The 14,360-nt window shown below is 71.7% G+C and carries 14 protein-coding genes; 9 read left to right on the top strand and 5 right to left on the bottom strand.

All coding sequences use genetic code 11. From position 1 onward, the window contains the following. Positions 1–4 precede the first annotated feature (4 nt). Both ABZX61_RS40410 and ABZX61_RS40405 read left to right on the top strand, forming a co-directional pair. On the top strand, positions 5–811 hold the full coding sequence (locus tag ABZX61_RS40410) for a DUF3097 domain-containing protein (protein WP_355201838.1): 807 nt from the start codon (positions 5–7) through the stop codon (positions 809–811). Next, the gene (locus tag ABZX61_RS40405) at positions 808–1,578 is read left to right on the top strand and encodes a DUF4870 domain-containing protein (RefSeq protein ID WP_355201836.1); all 771 of its coding nucleotides are present in this window, start codon (positions 808–810) and stop codon (positions 1,576–1,578) included. Before ABZX61_RS40410 ends, ABZX61_RS40405 begins: the two co-directional genes overlap by 4 nt. Here ABZX61_RS40405 and hemW read toward each other — a convergent pair. After that, the gene (gene hemW, locus ABZX61_RS40400; protein ID WP_355201834.1) at positions 1,575–2,795 is read right to left on the bottom strand and encodes a radical SAM family heme chaperone HemW; all 1,221 of its coding nucleotides are present in this window, start codon (positions 2,793–2,795) and stop codon (positions 1,575–1,577) included. The two genes, ABZX61_RS40405 and hemW, sit on opposite strands and share 4 nt — an antisense overlap. Before the next feature lie 67 nt (positions 2,796–2,862). On the opposite strand from hemW, the gene ABZX61_RS40395 reads away from it, so the two are divergent. Together ABZX61_RS40395 and ABZX61_RS40390 are read left to right on the top strand one after the other, a co-directional pair. Continuing rightward, positions 2,863–4,080, top strand: a complete 1,218-nt coding sequence (locus ABZX61_RS40395) for a styrene monooxygenase/indole monooxygenase family protein (RefSeq protein ID WP_355201833.1) — start codon at positions 2,863–2,865, stop codon at positions 4,078–4,080. Positions 4,081–4,118: 38 nt separating this feature from the next. Next, the gene (locus ABZX61_RS40390; RefSeq protein ID WP_355201831.1) at positions 4,119–5,366 is read left to right on the top strand and encodes a glycoside hydrolase family 18 protein; all 1,248 of its coding nucleotides are present in this window, start codon (positions 4,119–4,121) and stop codon (positions 5,364–5,366) included. Positions 5,367–5,505: 139 nt separating this feature from the next. Here ABZX61_RS40390 and ABZX61_RS40385 read toward each other — a convergent pair whose 3' ends face one another. Further along, positions 5,506–6,141, bottom strand: coding sequence for an MOSC domain-containing protein (locus ABZX61_RS40385; protein WP_355201829.1), 636 nt, complete (start codon positions 6,139–6,141; stop codon positions 5,506–5,508). 137 nt (positions 6,142–6,278) lie between these two features. Here ABZX61_RS40385 and ABZX61_RS40380 point away from each other — a divergent pair, with 137 nt between their 5' ends. The 3 genes from ABZX61_RS40380 (at position 6,279) to ABZX61_RS40370 (ending at position 9,453) form a co-directional block, all read left to right on the top strand. Continuing rightward, complete coding sequence (locus ABZX61_RS40380) at positions 6,279–6,767, top strand: hypothetical protein (RefSeq protein WP_355201827.1); 489 nt, start codon at positions 6,279–6,281, stop codon at positions 6,765–6,767. Positions 6,768–7,855: 1,088 nt separating this feature from the next. Continuing rightward, positions 7,856–8,749 carry a histidine kinase gene (locus ABZX61_RS40375; RefSeq protein ID WP_355201825.1) on the top strand — a complete coding sequence of 298 codons (894 nt, stop codon included), beginning with the start codon at positions 7,856–7,858 and terminating at the stop codon, positions 8,747–8,749. Continuing rightward, complete coding sequence (locus ABZX61_RS40370; RefSeq protein WP_355201824.1) at positions 8,746–9,453, top strand: response regulator transcription factor; 708 nt, start codon at positions 8,746–8,748, stop codon at positions 9,451–9,453. Before ABZX61_RS40375 ends, ABZX61_RS40370 begins: the two co-directional genes overlap by 4 nt. A 10-nt stretch (positions 9,454–9,463) precedes the next feature. Here the strand turns inward: ABZX61_RS40370 and ABZX61_RS40365 are convergent, their stop codons facing one another. Continuing rightward, a complete protein-coding gene (locus ABZX61_RS40365; protein ID WP_355201822.1) occupies positions 9,464–9,712 on the bottom strand; it encodes a hypothetical protein in 249 nt (82 codons plus the stop codon). Positions 9,713–9,857: 145 nt separating this feature from the next. On the opposite strand from ABZX61_RS40365, the gene ccmA reads away from it, so the two are divergent. Together ccmA and ABZX61_RS40355 are read left to right on the top strand one after the other, a co-directional pair. After that, complete coding sequence (gene ccmA / locus ABZX61_RS40360) at positions 9,858–10,481, top strand: heme ABC exporter ATP-binding protein CcmA (RefSeq protein ID WP_355201820.1); 624 nt, start codon at positions 9,858–9,860, stop codon at positions 10,479–10,481. 31 nt (positions 10,482–10,512) lie between these two features. Then, on the top strand, positions 10,513–11,994 hold the full coding sequence (locus ABZX61_RS40355) for a DUF6297 family protein (protein ID WP_355201818.1): 1,482 nt from the start codon (positions 10,513–10,515) through the stop codon (positions 11,992–11,994). 5 nt (positions 11,995–11,999) lie between these two features. On the opposite strand, the gene ABZX61_RS40350 is transcribed toward ABZX61_RS40355, so the two are convergent. Further along, on the bottom strand, positions 12,000–12,491 hold the full coding sequence (locus tag ABZX61_RS40350; RefSeq protein WP_355201816.1) for a GNAT family N-acetyltransferase: 492 nt from the start codon (positions 12,489–12,491) through the stop codon (positions 12,000–12,002). Between the two features lie 31 nt (positions 12,492–12,522). After that, on the bottom strand, positions 12,523–14,349 hold the full coding sequence (lepA, locus tag ABZX61_RS40345) for a translation elongation factor 4 (protein WP_355201814.1): 1,827 nt from the start codon (positions 14,347–14,349) through the stop codon (positions 12,523–12,525). Positions 14,350–14,360: the final 11 nt, after the last annotated feature.

The following is a 14,360-nucleotide window of genomic DNA, read 5'->3' as shown; positions in this document are numbered from 1 at the left end:
CCGTGTGTACGAGGGCGATGTGCTGGCGGGGAATTGGCGGCGGCCGGGCAAGGGCAAGATCCCGAAAGTGCCGGCCGAGCCGGACCTCGTCGTGGAGGACGCCGACAGCGGCTTCTGCGGCGCGGTGGTGGCCTGTGACAAGGAGGCCGTCACGCTCGAAGACCGGTTCGGCAGACGCCGGCTGTTCCCGCTCGCGCCCGCCGCGTTCCTGCTGGAGGGCAAGCCCGTGACGCTGGTACGCCCGTCGGCGGCCCCCGCGGGGCCCAGGCGCAGCGCGTCGGGCTCGATCGCCGTGGAAGGGCTGCGGGCGAGGGTCGCCCGGGAGAGTCGCATCTACGTGGAGGGCGTGCACGACGCCGCCCTGGTGGAGAAGATCTGGGGCCATGACCTGCGGGTCGAGGGGGTCGTGGTCGAATACCTGGAGGGCGTGGACCATCTGCCGGCCATCGTGGCGGAGTTCGGCCCGGAGCCGGAGCGCCGGCTGGGGGTGCTGGTGGACCACCTCGTGCCCGGCTCCAAGGAGAGCAGGATCGCCGCCGAGATCACCTCGCCGGACGTGCTCGTCGTGGGGCACCCGTACATCGACATCTGGCAGGCGGTCAAGCCGTCCGTGCTGCGCATTCCCGCCTGGCCCGCGGTGCCGCGCGGAGTGCCGTGGAAAGAGGGCGTCATCGCCGCCCTGGGCTGGCGCATGGAGCCCGCGGAGGCGTGGCGGCGGATCCTCGGGGCCGTCTCCACGTACACAGACCTGGAGCCGGAACTGCTCGGCCGGGTCGAGGAACTGATCGACTTCGTTACGGAGGCATCATGAGCCAGGACCCGCCGCAACCGCCGCCGCCGGACGACGACGCCACCCGCTTCGTCCCCCCGTCGAGCATCCCGCCCAGCCAGGGCTCCGCCCCCCAGCAGCCCGGATACGGCCGGCAACCCGGGTCACAGCCTGGCGCTTACGGGCAGCAGCCCGGCTCCGAGCCCCATTACGGCCAGCCGGGGTACGGGCAGCAGCCAGGATCCCAGCCCGGTTACGGCCAACCGGCGTACGGTCAACCCGGCTACGGACAGCCCGGTCCCGGCCAGCCCGGCCACGGACAACCCGGTTATGGCCAACCTGGCTACGGCCAGCCCGGCTACGGCCAGCAGTCCCAGGGTTACGGCCCTCCCCCGCCCGGTTACGGCTCCGCGCCGCAGCCGCCCGGCTACGGCTACGGATACGGCGCGCCCGGCGAGCCGTACGTCCCCGGCAGGTTCGGCCCCCGCCCGGGCACCGACGACACCACCATGGCGATGCTCTCGCACCTGCTGGGCCTGCTGGTCTCCTGGGTCGGCCCGCTGATCATCTACCTGATGAAGAAGGACGAGTCCCCCTACGTCAGGGATCAGGCGGCGGAGGCGCTCAACTTCCAGATCACGATGTTCATCGGCTACGTCATCTCGGGCATCCTGACGATCATCTTCATCGGCCTGCTCCTGCTGCCGGTCGTCTGGATCCTGTCCCTGATCTTCCACATCCAGGCCGCCATGGCCACCAACAAGGGCGAGCCGTACCGCTACCCGTTCGCCGTCCGCCTGATCACCTAGACCAGCAGATCCCTGATCAGCGCGTCGGCCAGCAGCCGCCCCTGGAGCGTGAGCACCATGAGGCCCGACCTGAACGGCCCGGGCTCCAGCAGGCCGCGCGCCAGCGCGCTCGCCACGGCCGTGCGCGCGTCCGGGGCCACCTCGGCCAGCGGGTAGCCGGACGAAAGCCGCAGCTCCAGCATCAGCCGCTCGGCCGCCCGGTCGTCGTCGCCGAGCACCTCGCGCGCGTGGGCGGGCGACGTGCCCGCGGCCAGCCGCTGGGCGTAGGCGGCCGGGTGCTTGACGTTCCACCAGCGGGTGCCGCCGACGTGGCTGTGGCCGCCGGGCCCGGCGGCCCACCAGTCGCCGCCGGTCCAGTAGAGCAGGTTGTGGCGGCAGCGGGCCCGGTCGGACGTGGCCCAGTTGGACACCTCGTACCAGTCGAACCCGGCCTGGGACAGCAGCTCGTCGGCGATCAGGTAGCGGTCGGCGGCCACGTCGTCATCGGGCATGGGCAGCTCGCCGCGCCGGATCCTGGCCGCCAGCCTGGTGCCCTCCTCGACGATCAGCGAGTACGCCGACACGTGGTCGGGCCCGGCCTCGATCGCGGCGGCCAGCGAGGCCCGCCAGTCGTCGTCGGACTCACCGGGCGTGCTGTAGATCAGGTCGAGGTTGACGTGCTCGAACCCGGCCTGCCTCGCCTCCTTGACGGCCGCCGCCGCCCTGCCGGGGGTGTGCCGGCGGTCGAGCACCTGGAGCACGTGCTCGGCCACGCTCTGCATGCCGAAGCTGATCCGGTTGAAGCCGCCCTGGCGGAGCTTGTCGAGGTAGGCCGGGTCGACGGACTCGGGGTTGGCCTCCGTGGTCACCTCGGCACCCGCGCTCAACCCGAACTCCGAGTCGATCGCGGCCAGGACCCTGGCCAGGTCTTCCGGGGGGAGCAGCGTGGGCGTGCCACCGCCGAAGAACACCGTCTCCACCGGCAGCTCGGCCGGGCCCAGGACGCGGCGCGCGAGGCGGATCTCCTCGACGACCGTGTCCGCGTAGTCCCGGTGCGAGGCGCCGGGGCCCAGCTCGGCGGCGGTATAGGTGTTGAAGTCGCAGTAGCCGCAGCGGGTCACGCAGAACGGCACGTGCACGTAGAAGCCGAACGGACGCTCGCCGAGGCCCCTCAGGGCGCTGTCGGGCAGCTCGCCCGAGGTGGGCACGGGATCGCCGTCAGGCAGGGTGGATGGCACCCCTTCAGTTTGCCCGTTGTTCGAGGGTGCTATCGAACTGCAACCCCTGAGAGGTTCACTGCTGCACATGGCGGGCATCGGCATCGTGGGCGCGGGAATCTCGGGGCTGACCCTCGCTCTGCGCCTCCAGCAGCTCGGCATCGAGGCCACGCTCTACAGCGAGCAGGACGCCGGTTCCCTGCGCTCGGGGCGGCTGCCCAACACGGTGGGCAGGATGGGGCACACCCTGGCACGGGAGCGGGAGCTGGGCTGCGAGCACTACCGGGATCCCGCGTGCCTGATGGGATCCGCCAAGCTCTCGATCAAGGGGGATCCGCCGCTGGAGTTCCTGGCCAGGATCTCCGAGCCGTTCCACGCGGTCGACTTCCGGCTGCTGCTGCCCGCGTACCTGGACGACTTCACCGGCCGGGGCGGCGAGGTCGTCGTCACCGGCGCGCCGCCGGACGCGGCGCGGGTGGATCGATGGTCCCGGGAGCACGAGCTGATGGTCGTGACGGCCGGGCGGCGCTCGGTGGCGGAGCTGTTCCCGCGCGACCCGGCGCGCTCGCCGTTCGACCGGCCGCAGCGCGTCCTGACTGCCGGGTTGTACGGCGGTCTCGACCTCGGCCCCATGTTCGGCTACAACGTCTCGCCCGGGTGCGGGGAGATCCTCCGCATGCCGATGATGACCAGGCACGGCGTGGTCTCCAGCGTGCTGGTCGAGGCGGTTCCCGGCGGGCCGCTGGAGCCGCTCTCGCACCTGCCCGCGGCCGAGGTCGCCGGGGAGCTGGCCGGGCTGCTCGCCGAGCACGCGCCGCGACTGGCCGAGCGGGTGGACGGGGGCTTGGAGCTGCTGGGTGCGGACGACCTGCTGCAAGGGGCGATCACGCCGGTCGTTCGCGAGGCGGTGGCCGAGCTGCCCGGCGGGCGGATCGCGCTGGCCGTCGGCGACGCCTGGATCACCAACGACCCGCTGACCGGCCAGGGCGCGAACCTGGGTTCGGCCTGCGCCTGGATCGCGGCCGACGCCATCGCGGCGGGCGGCCCGTACGACGCCGCCTTCGGCCGCGCCACGGCGGAGCGGATGTGGGAGGCGGCGGCGCCGGTCACCGACTGGACCAACGCGTTCCTGCGGCCGCCGGCCGCGCACGTCGTGACCCTACTGCTGGCGGCCACGAGCAGGCAGGACGTGGCGGACCTGGTCCTCGGCCTGTTCGCGAACCCGGCGTACGCGTGGGCGGTGATCTCGAGCCCCGAGGAGGTGGCGCGGATCGTTGACGGCGGCGGGCCGTCGCCCTACTTTTAGGAAAGTTTCCTATAAGTGCACCCCTCGGGAGTCGCCCCGTGAAGAAGACGATCCTCCTCGCACTCTCGCTCTTACTCGGCTGTACGGCGATCTCCGCGCCGGCCGAGGCCCGCACCGGCTTCAAACGGGTCGCGTACTTCATCCAATGGGGCGTCTACGGGCGCAACTACCACGTCAAGGACGTGGACGCCACGGGTGCCGCGGCCAAGCTCACGCACCTGAACTACGCGTTCGGGTTCGTGAACGCCGGGGGCGCCTGCTACTCGGCCGACCCGTGGGCGGACTGGCAGCGGCCCGTGCCCGCGGAGCAGAGCGTGGACGGCGTGGCCGACGCGCCCGGCCAGGCCCTGAACGGCAACCTCAACCAGCTCCGCAAGCTCAAGGCCAAGCACCCGGGGCTCAAGGTGATGATCTCGCTGGGCGGCTGGACCGGTTCCAAGTACTTCTCCGACGCGGTCCTCACCGCCGAGTCCCGCGCCGCACTGGCCCGCTCGTGCATCGACCTGTGGCTGCGCGGCAACCTGCCGGACCTCCCCGCGGGCGCCGGAGCCGGGGTGTTCGACGGGATCGACCTGGACTGGGAGTGGCCGGGCTCCTCCGGCGCCGAGGGGAACGTCGTGCGGCCGGAGGACAGACGGAACTTCACGCTGTTCGCGGAGGAACTGCGGGCGCAGCTCACCGCCTTCTCCTCAGGCGCGCAGCTCACGGCCTTCCTCCCGGCCGCGGCCGCCAAGATCGACGCCGGGTTCGAGGTGCGGCGGGTGTTCAGGGCGCTCGACTTCGCCACCGTCCAGGGATATGACCTGCACGGGACGTGGGAGGCGCAGACCGGGCACAACGGCAACCTCCTCACCGATCGGCGGGATCCGAACCCGGTGCGGTACAGCGTGGACCAGACCGTACGCGACTACCTGTCCCGCGGGGCGCCCGGCCGCAAGATCGTGGTCGGCGTACCCGCGTACGGGCAGGGCTGGACGGGGGTCACCGGCGGCGGCGACGGCCTCTACAAGCCGGCCACCGGCCCCGCCGCCGGGAAGTGGGGACCCGGGACCGAGGACTACAAGGACCTGGTCACCAAGCCCGGCAAGCGCTACCGGGACCTGCGGACCGGGGCCCTGTGGCTGTATGACGGGAACGAGTTCTGGTCGTACGACGATCCGGCGGTGCTGCTGCAGAAGGCGGCGTACATCCGCCTCAAGGGGCTGGGCGGCTCGATGATGTGGTCCATCGACCAAGACGACACCCACGCCTCCCTCACCTCAGCCCTGTACTCAATCCTCCACTGACCCCACCCCAAATGGGCGGGCTAGGAGGTGGATGGGCAGCCTCGGACGGCTGCCCATCCGAGTGGGCCGGGCGGTTGGCCCGAACGGGCGGGCCGAACGGGCAGACCGGACGAGCGGACCGGACGAGCGGGCGGGCGGTCTAAGATCGTTGGCCGCTGAAAAGGCGCTCGGCCATGCGGTCCCACTCGGCGTCGTGCCCGGGAACGGCCAGGATGCGGCGCAGCGCCTCCTCGTCCCCGTGCCGAGCCCGGAACCAGTCCCCCACCGTCACCCCGATCTCGGGCCGCGAGACGACCTCCACCTCGTCCCCGACGCCCAGCTCCCCGAGTGAGACCACTCGCAGGTAGGCCCCGGGCCGCCCCGCCGCCGTGAACCGCTTGACCCACCCCGGCTCGTCCATCCAGTTGCGGAACACCACGCACGGAATCCGGGGCCCGCTCACCTCCAGCAAGGCGCTGCCCACCCGCCACCGCTCGCCGATCACAGCCCCCGTGACGTCGAGGCCGGACGTGGTGAGGTTCTCGCCGAACTGCCCGTTACGCAGCTCCCGCCCGAGCTCCTCCTCCCACCAGTCGTAGTCCTCTCTTGCGTACGAGTAGACAGCTTGGTCGGGCGAGCCGTGGTGCTTCTTGTCGGCCCGCTCGTCACCCGCGAGCCCGTTGGCCAGTACGGCCACCCGGTGCGTGACCGCCCGCTTGTCGATCGCCGTACGCCCCAGCTTCCCCGCCCACTCAGCCTCGACCGATTGGCCCACATTTACGGAGATAACGCCCATGCTTGGACGGTAACCGAGAGCCTGCTCCCCCAGCGACCCGATTACCTCTCACCTCGATCTCCACCCCAGGGTGGAGATCCGCGCACTCAACCCTCGGGCCGATCCGGTACGCCGTGCCGATCCCTACCGTCAAACCCGTGGAACCCATACTGATCTCTCTCCTCGTCCCCCTCGCCGTGGTGTTCGTGGTCTACCGCCAGATGCAGACCCGTCCCACCGCCAAGCGGGGCATCCTCTACACCGCCGCCTTCATGGTCATCGTCGGCATCGCATCAGGCGGGATCATCGATCCCCGACAGCTCGCACTCAGCCTCGGCCTGGCCCTGGTGGAGGCCGTCGTCGCCGTCGCCCTGGGCGTATGGCGGGGGACAACCGTACGGGTGTGGCTGGACGACTCCGGCGTCTCCTGGTCGAAGGCCACGGCCTGGACCATGCTGGTGTGGCTGGCCTCGGTCGCCATCCGCGTCGGCCTGTACTTCGCCGGGGGCGCCCTCGGCCTCGACCTCTCCAGCGGCGGGATCATGCTGTTCATCGGCCTCACCATCGGCGCCCAGTCGTACGTCGTCGCCCGTAGGGGGCGTGCGCTTTCGAGCATGGACAGGCGACCGGATACCGTCGTGGGGTGATGCGTGCGCCGTACGGAATCGCCCTCGCGCTGCAGCTCGGGGTGATCGCGCTGCTGATCGCGGCCCAGCTGGGAGCGACCCCCGCGCCGGGCCTGACCGGCATCGGACTGGCGGTCACCCTCCTGACCGCCGGACTGGGCCTCACCCTGCTCACCACCCTGTTCCTGTCACTACGCGACCGCCACACCCAGCCCCACCCCACTCACCGAGAAGCCCCACGGGAAGACTCATGGTCGGCCCTGACGGAAGCCCGACGGGAGGTCCCGCTGGAGACCCACCGGGAGACCCTGCGGGAAGTCTCACGGGCGGCCCGGCAGGAGGGCCGACTGGAGGCGCGGCCCGAGGGCCAGCGGGAGGTCCGGCCCGAAGGCCAGCGGGAGGTCCGGCCCGAAGGCCAGTGGGAGGTCCGGCGGGCAGGAGGCTCGCCGACGCAGCCGTCAGCGCAGGCCAACCCATCGCAGCCAGAAGCGCCGGTGCCGGTGCCGGTGCCGGTACCGGTGCCGGGCAGCCCACCAGAGCCGTCCGCGCCAGACAGCCCGACGGACCCAGGAGCACCGGCACCGGGCAACCGACCACAACCGGAAGCCCCGGCGCCAAGCGACCTACCGCAGTCCGCATCACCCGCGCTGGGCAACCGACGGCAGCCAGAGGCCTCGACGCCAGGCAGCCGACCGCAGCCCGAGGCCTCGACGCCAGGCAGCCGACCGCAGCCCGAGGCCTCGACGCCAGGCAGCCGACCGCAGCCAGAGCTCTCAGCGTCAAGCAGCCCGACGCCGTCAGGGCCGGCAGCACCCGGCAGCCCGCCATCATCGGGGCCGGCAGCACCCGGCGATCCGACACCGTCGGGGTCACCGGCACCCGGCAGCCCGCCACCATCGAGGCCAACAGCACCCGACAACCCGATGCCGTCGGGGTCGCCGACGCCCAACGGCCCGATGTCCTCAGGACCGCCTGGGTCAAGCAGGCTGAGGATGCCGGGTGGTGGCCTGGTGGGGGCCGAAGCGGAGGCGGGGTCAGGGTTGAGGGCGGGGCCGGGGTTGGGCGCGAGGTCAGGGTTGGGGGACTTGCGGGCCTTGCGGGTTTTCGGGGTGCCTGTCGCGCTGATCGCAGTCGCCCTTGCTGTGGTCCTCTCCATCGCCCTCAGCACCCTGACCGACGGCGGCGCCGCAATCGGGGCTCTGCTCATCTGCGTCAGCCTGGCCGTCACCCGCTTCACCCTGCGCCAGGCGCTGCCCATCGGCCTGCTGGCCGTCGGGGGCCTGGTCGTGGCGGGTGGGATCGTCGGCAACCCGGCCCGGGACCTTCCCCTCATCCTCAGCACCTGCCTGATCTTCCTGATCTCGTACGCGGCCAGACAGCGCAAGGCCACCAGGGCCGCCGAGGCGCGAGAGGCCGTGCTCGCGGAACGGGCCAGGATCGCCAGGGAGATCCACGACATCCTCGCCCACTCCCTCTCGGCCCAGCTCGTCCATCTGGAGGGCGCCAAGTTGCTGCTGCGCGCGGAGCGCACGGCCGAAGCGCTCGACCGGGTCACCCGGGCCCGCGACCTGGCCAAGTCGGGGCTCGATGAGGCCAGGCGCGCGGTGCAGGCGCTGCGCGAGGACCCGCCCGCGCTCCCCGTGGCGCTGCGCACGCTGGCGGACGACTTCGAGGGCGCCGCCCACCAGGCCTGCACGCTGCGCGTCTCCGGCCCCGAGCACCGCCTGTCGCCGGAGACGGAGCTCGCCCTGGTGCGCACCGCCCAGGAAGCCCTCACGAACGTACGCCGCCATGCCCCCGGCAGCCCGGCCACGGTCGAGCTCGAGTTTGACCGGCTCTGGTGCGAGCTGCGCATCACCAATCCGGCCTCCGCCGAGAAGGGCTCGCCCGGGGGCGGCTACGGCCTCGTGGGCATGCGCGAACGGGCCGAACTGCTCGGTGGGACACTGTCGGCAGGCGAACACGACGGCGGCTTCCAGGTGCGCCTGAAGGTGCCGGCATGACCGGGGGCGCCCGGATGACCAGGGTCATCGTGGTGGACGACCAGGCCGTGGTGCGCGAGGGCCTGGTGCTGCTGCTCGGGCTGCTGCCGGACATCGAGGTGGTCGGCTCGGCCGGGGACGGCGAGGCGGCGCTGCGGCTGGTCGAGGAACGGCGGCCCGACGTGGTGCTCATGGACCTGCGCATGCCGCGCATGGACGGCGTGGAGGCCACCGGCCGCATCCGTGCCGGGTTTCCGGACACCCAGGTCGTGGTGCTCACCACGTACTCCGACGACGAGTCCGTCTTCGCGGCGCTGCGAGCGGGTGCGCGCGGCTTCCTCACCAAGGACGCGGACGCCGACGACATCGCCAGGGCCGTCGCCACGGTGAAGCGCGGCGACGCCCAACTCGACCCCACCGTCCAGCGCCGCCTCCTGGACACCATGTCGGCGCCCACGAGGCAGACCCCGGCCACAACCGGAACCATCCCTCCTCCTCCTGGCATCGTCCGTGACGGGCTCCCCGACGGGCTGACCCCGCGCGAGGGCGAGGTGCTGGCTCTCATCGCCGACGGCCTCTCGAACACCGAGATCGCCGGCCGCCTCTACATCTCGGAGGCCACCGTCAAGACCCACATCAACAACCTCTTCGCCAAGGCGGGCCTGCGGGACCGAGCCCAGGCCGTCTCCTACGCCTTCCGGCACGGGGTGGCGCGCCCGCAGTGAGCCCGGCCGATCAGGCGCGCCTGAGCTGGGACTCGCCGTCGAACCCGGCCAGTTGTAACAACGTCTCCAACGCCGCCTGCCTGGTCTCCTCGACCGAGTCACCCCGTTCGCCGAAACACTCCGCCGCCACGTCGAGCAGCGCCGCCACCACGACCGCGTCGGGATAGGGCACGTCGACGAGCACGGTGCCGTCGCCTCCCTCCTCTCCCGAAACCAGGTGGAGCCTCAGCAGCCGTCGAGCCTCCTCAGCCACAGCCACCCCCAACACGGCGGCACGCTCGAATCGCTCAGAAGCAATCACGTCACCCTCCAGTCGCACTGGTGTTCGGAATAGAAGGTAGGCGATGGCCCCGACAGAAAATCGTCGCGATCGCCTGTGCGATCGGCTGGCTAGGCTCGGATCCGTGTACGACTCGATCATCAGCGTTCACGGCCTCACGGTCGAACTCGGCGGCAACCCCGTGCTGCGAGACATGGAGCTGACCGTGTCACCGGGCGAGATCATGGCGGTCGTCGGCCCGAACGGGAGCGGCAAGTCGACCCTCCTGCGCTGCCTGGCCGGGCTCCAGTCCGCGACCTCCGGCGAGGTCAGGGTGTTCGGGGAGCCGCCGGCCGACGACGCCGCCTTCTGGCGCCGGGTGGCGATGCTCGGCGACGAGCCCGCCTGGTATCCGGGGCTCACCGCCCGCGAGCACCTGGAGCTCATGGGAGCCGTGCACGCCGAGGCCCGTATGGAGGTGGAGGCGGCGCTGGAGGTGTTCGCGCTGGTGGAGCGGGCGGACGCGCCGCCGCTGAACCTGTCCACCGGGCAGCGCCAGCGCCTCTCCCTGGCCTCCGCGCTGCTCAGGCCGAGCACGTTGCTGCTGCTCGACGAGCCGGAACGCGGCCTGGACGCCGGTTTCCGGGCCCGGCTGGCCGATCTGCTCGAGGAGTACGCGGGCGAGGGAGGCACCGTGGTGATGGCCACGCATGATCACGACCTGGCCGGGCGCGCCCGCCAGGTCTCACCGTCAGGAGTGGACGCATGAGCGGAGCCGACGTAGCCCCTGGGGTGGACGCGTGAGCGGGGACGCAGGCAGTGTGCGGGTGGTGCGGGCGTATCTCCGCTCGCGTGGCCCGGCCCGCGGTGGCCTGCTCGATCGGTACGTCGCCGGGTTCGGGCTGGCGATGCTCGCCGCCGTGCTCGGCCACCCGCTCACCACCGTGCTCCAAGGGCTGGCCGGAACGGCTGATCCCGCCCGCGTGAGCGCGGGAGCGGCCCTGCTCGCGCTGGCGCTGGCCGGTTTCCTGGCCGCGGCCCGCGCGGCGGGACCCGTGATGCTGTCCGCCGCCGACGCCTCCTGGCTGCTGCCCTCGCCGCTGAACCGGCGGCACCTGCTCGGACGCACCGCCCGGGTGCTGTTCACGGTGGCGGTGGCGGCCGGGCTGCTGCTCGGGCTGGGGCTGGTCGCCGTGCTGGGCGCCCCCGACCAGCTCGTGTGGCGCCTGCTCGGCGCCATGGTGCTGGGCGTCTCGGCGACCGCGGGCGGGATGGCCCTGGCGGTGCTCGGTCAGGCGTCCCAGTCGTGGCAGGTCTGGCTGACGTCCGCGACGGTCGCGCTGCTGGTGGCCGCCGTCGTGACCGTCAGCGGGCAGCTGCGCACGGTGCTCGCCGTCGCCGCGAGCGCTCCCTTGTCGGCGGTGGCCGTCACCGCGGCCGTCGCGGCGGCCTCCTCCGCCCTGCTGGTACGCCACGCGTGGACGTCACTCGACCGGATCCCCACCCGTACCCTCGTCACCGCCTCGACCCGGGCGGGACGCGTCGCGAACGCGGCCGTCGGCCTCGACCCCGATGCGCTCACCTGGATAGCGGAGGACAACCACTGGCGGGCCAGGAAGCTCAGCTCGCGGCGGTGGCCGGCGCTGCCCGCGCCTTTCGCACTGGCCTGGCACGACTGGCGCCGGGTGGGCCGCAGGCCGGGGCGTCTGGGGGTCATGTTCGCGATGTCCGCGTTGCCCGCCGTGCTGGCGCAGGCGGGCGGCGCGCCGGTGACGCTCGGGGCGACCGTGCTGGTGGGTTCGCTGGCCGTGGCGGCGGTGAGCGTGTCGGGGGCGCGCAGGGACGGCGACAATCCGGCCCTGTCCAGGCTGCTCGGCGTGGACCGCCGCCAGGCGCTCGCGGCCCGCGCGGTGCTGCCCCTGCTGCTGAGCGGCGCGTGGGCGACCCTGGGGCTGGCCGCCCTGAGCGCGGGCGGCGCGCTGCCGGGGGCGTGGTGGCTGTTCGGGCCGCCGGCGGCCCCCGCGCTGGCCGCGGCCGCGCTGCGGATGGCCAGGAGGAGTCCGGTCGACCACTCCATGCCGATCATCGACACCCCGGGCGGCGCGATCCCGACCGGGCCCCTGCGCTGGGCGCTCACCGGGGTGGACCTGGCCGTGCTCGGGTGCCTGCCCGCCGTTGCCGCGCTGCTGTCCCCGCCGGGCCCCCTGGGCGGCTTCCTGGCGGCTCAGGCCGTCGCGGGCGCCCTGGTGCTGGTGGGGTACGTGGTCCGCAACCGCGGGTAGGGCGCTCAGGCCACGTACACGATGCTCTCGACGCCCCCGTACGGGATCGTCCGGTCCCTGCGCATGCCCGCCCGCTCCGCCACCTTCAGCGACGCCAGGTTGTCGGGCCGGATGACCGCGACGACGGTCCCGAGCCCCTTGCCGACCCGCAGCGCCGCCTCCACGAGCTCCCCCGCGTACCCGTGGCCCCAGGCGGACGGCCGGAACCGGTAGTAAAGGTTCAGCACCTCGTCCCCGCCGACGATCGCGCGGCGCAGCCCTCCGAACCCGAGCACCTCCGACCCGCCGATCGCCCGCGCAGCCCAGTAGCCGATGCCGCGCTCGGCCCAGTCGGCGAGCCACAGGTCCAGCATGGCGCGGCTGGACACCAGGTCAACGCTGGGGCCCCCGGGGTTGTACACGTTGGTACGGGGGTCGGAGTGAAGCTCATGGACAGCGGTCAGATCGTCGAGCGTGACCCGCGAAAGGACCATGCGCGCGGTTTGCACCACTTCCATGCTTTCAGGGTAGTCGCCTACCCCGAACGCCCTACTTCTTCTTGTCGGTGGACGACTCGGTGGACAGCGCGGCGACGAAGGCCTCCTGGGGCACCTCCACGCGCCCGACCATCTTCATCCGCTTCTTGCCTTCCTTCTGCTTCTCCAGCAGCTTCCGCTTACGGGAGATGTCACCGCCGTAGCACTTGGCCAGGACGTCCTTGCGGATGGCGCGGATGTTCTCGCGGGCGATGACCCGGGCCCCGATGGCGGCCTGGATCGGCACCTCGAACTGCTGCCTGGGGATCAGCTCGCGCAGCTTCTTCGCCATGTCGACGCCGTACGTGTAGGCCTTGTCCTTGTGGACGATGGCGCTGAACGCGTCGACCGGCTCACCCTGCAGCAGGATGTCCACCTTGACCAGCTCGGCCTCCTGCTCGCCGGCAGGCTCGTAGTCGAGCGAGGCGTAGCCACGGGTGCGCGACTTGAGCTGGTCGAAGAAGTCGAAGATGATCTCGCCCAGCGGCAGCGTGTAGCGGATCTCGACCCGGTCCTCGGAGAGGTAGTCCATGCCGAGGAGCTGGCCGCGCCGCCCCTGGCAGATCTCCATGATCGCCCCGATGAACTCGGACGGCGCCAGGATTGTCGACTTGGTGACCGGCTCGTAGACCTGCGCGATCTTCCCACCCGTGGGGAACTCCGACGGGTTGGTGACGGTGAGCTCCTTGCCGTCCTCCATGACCACGCGGTAGACCACGTTGGGCGCCGTGGAGATCAGCGACAGGCCGAACTCGCGCTCCAGCCGCTCCCGCACGATCTCCATGTGCAGCAGCCCCAGGAACCCGACCCGGAACCCGAACCCGAGCGCCGCCGACGTCTCCGGCTCGTAGACCAGCGCCGCGTCGTTGAGCTGCAGCTTGTCGAGGGCCTCGCGCAGCTCGGGGTATTCGTCGCCGTCGATCGGATAGAGCCCTGAGAACACCATCGGCTTGGGGTGCTCGTAGCCCGCCAGCATCTCCTGGGCCGGCTTGACCGACGAGGTGACCGTGTCACCCACGCGCGACTGGCGCACGTCCTTGACGCCCGTGATCAGGTAGCCCACCTCGCCGACGCCCAGCCCCCGCTCGGAGACCTTGGGCTCGGGCGAGATGACGCCGATCTCGAGCGTCTCGTGGGTGGCGGCGGTGGACATCATGAGGATGCGCTCGCGCTTGCTCAGGTGGCCGTCCACGACCCGCACGTACGTGACGACGCCGCGGTAGGTGTCGTAGACGGAGTCGAAGATCAGCGCCCGGGCCGCCGCTTCGGCGTTGCCCACGGGGGCGGGGATCTCGCGGACCACGTGGTCGAGCAGCTCGCGGACGCCCTCGCCGGTCTTGCCGGACACCCGGAGCACGTCGGACGGGTCGCAGCCGATCAGCCCCGCCAGCTCCTCGGCGAACTTCTCCGGCTGCGCCGCCGGCAGGTCGATCTTGTTGAGGACGGGGATGATGTGCAGGTCGGCGTTCATGGCCAGGTAGAGGTTGGCCAGCGTCTGCGCCTCGATGCCCTGGGCCGCGTCGACCAGCAGGATCGCGCCCTCGCACGCCTGCAGCGACCTGGACACCTCATAGGTGAAGTCGACGTGGCCGGGCGTGTCGATCATGTTGAGCACGTGGCCGTCCCACGGAAGCCGCACGGCCTGCGACTTGATCGTGATGCCCCGTTCGCGCTCGATGTCCATCCTGTCGAGGTACTGGGCACGCATGGAGCGCTCGTCGACCACGCCGGTGATCTGCAGCATCCGGTCGGCAAGGGTTGACTTGCCATGGTCGATGTGCGCGATGATGCAGAAGTTGCGGATCAACGCGGGGTCGGTCTGGCCAGGCTGAGTGCGCACCGAAGTCCGTT

Source organism: Nonomuraea sp. NPDC003709, from assembly GCF_040610775.1.
Lineage (GTDB): Bacteria > Actinomycetota > Actinomycetes > Streptosporangiales > Streptosporangiaceae > Nonomuraea > Nonomuraea angiospora_A.
Note: the sequence above shows the minus strand (reverse complement) of the source record. Positions and strands in the feature narration are given on the sequence as shown.

Excerpts from the sequence above, each read along its gene's own strand:
- ABZX61_RS40405 (WP_355201836.1), top strand. The coding sequence starts at position 808 with ATGAGCCAGGACCCGCCGCAACCGCCGCCGCCGGACGACGACGCCACC.
- ABZX61_RS40370 (WP_355201824.1), top strand. The coding sequence starts at position 8,746 with ATGACCGGGGGCGCCCGGATGACCAGGGTCATCGTGGTGGACGACCAG.
- ABZX61_RS40385 (WP_355201829.1), bottom strand. The coding sequence starts at position 6,141 with ATGGGCGTTATCTCCGTAAATGTGGGCCAATCGGTCGAGGCTGAGTGG.
- ABZX61_RS40395 (WP_355201833.1), top strand. The coding sequence starts at position 2,863 with ATGGCGGGCATCGGCATCGTGGGCGCGGGAATCTCGGGGCTGACCCTC.
- ABZX61_RS40350 (WP_355201816.1), bottom strand. The coding sequence starts at position 12,491 with ATGGAAGTGGTGCAAACCGCGCGCATGGTCCTTTCGCGGGTCACGCTC.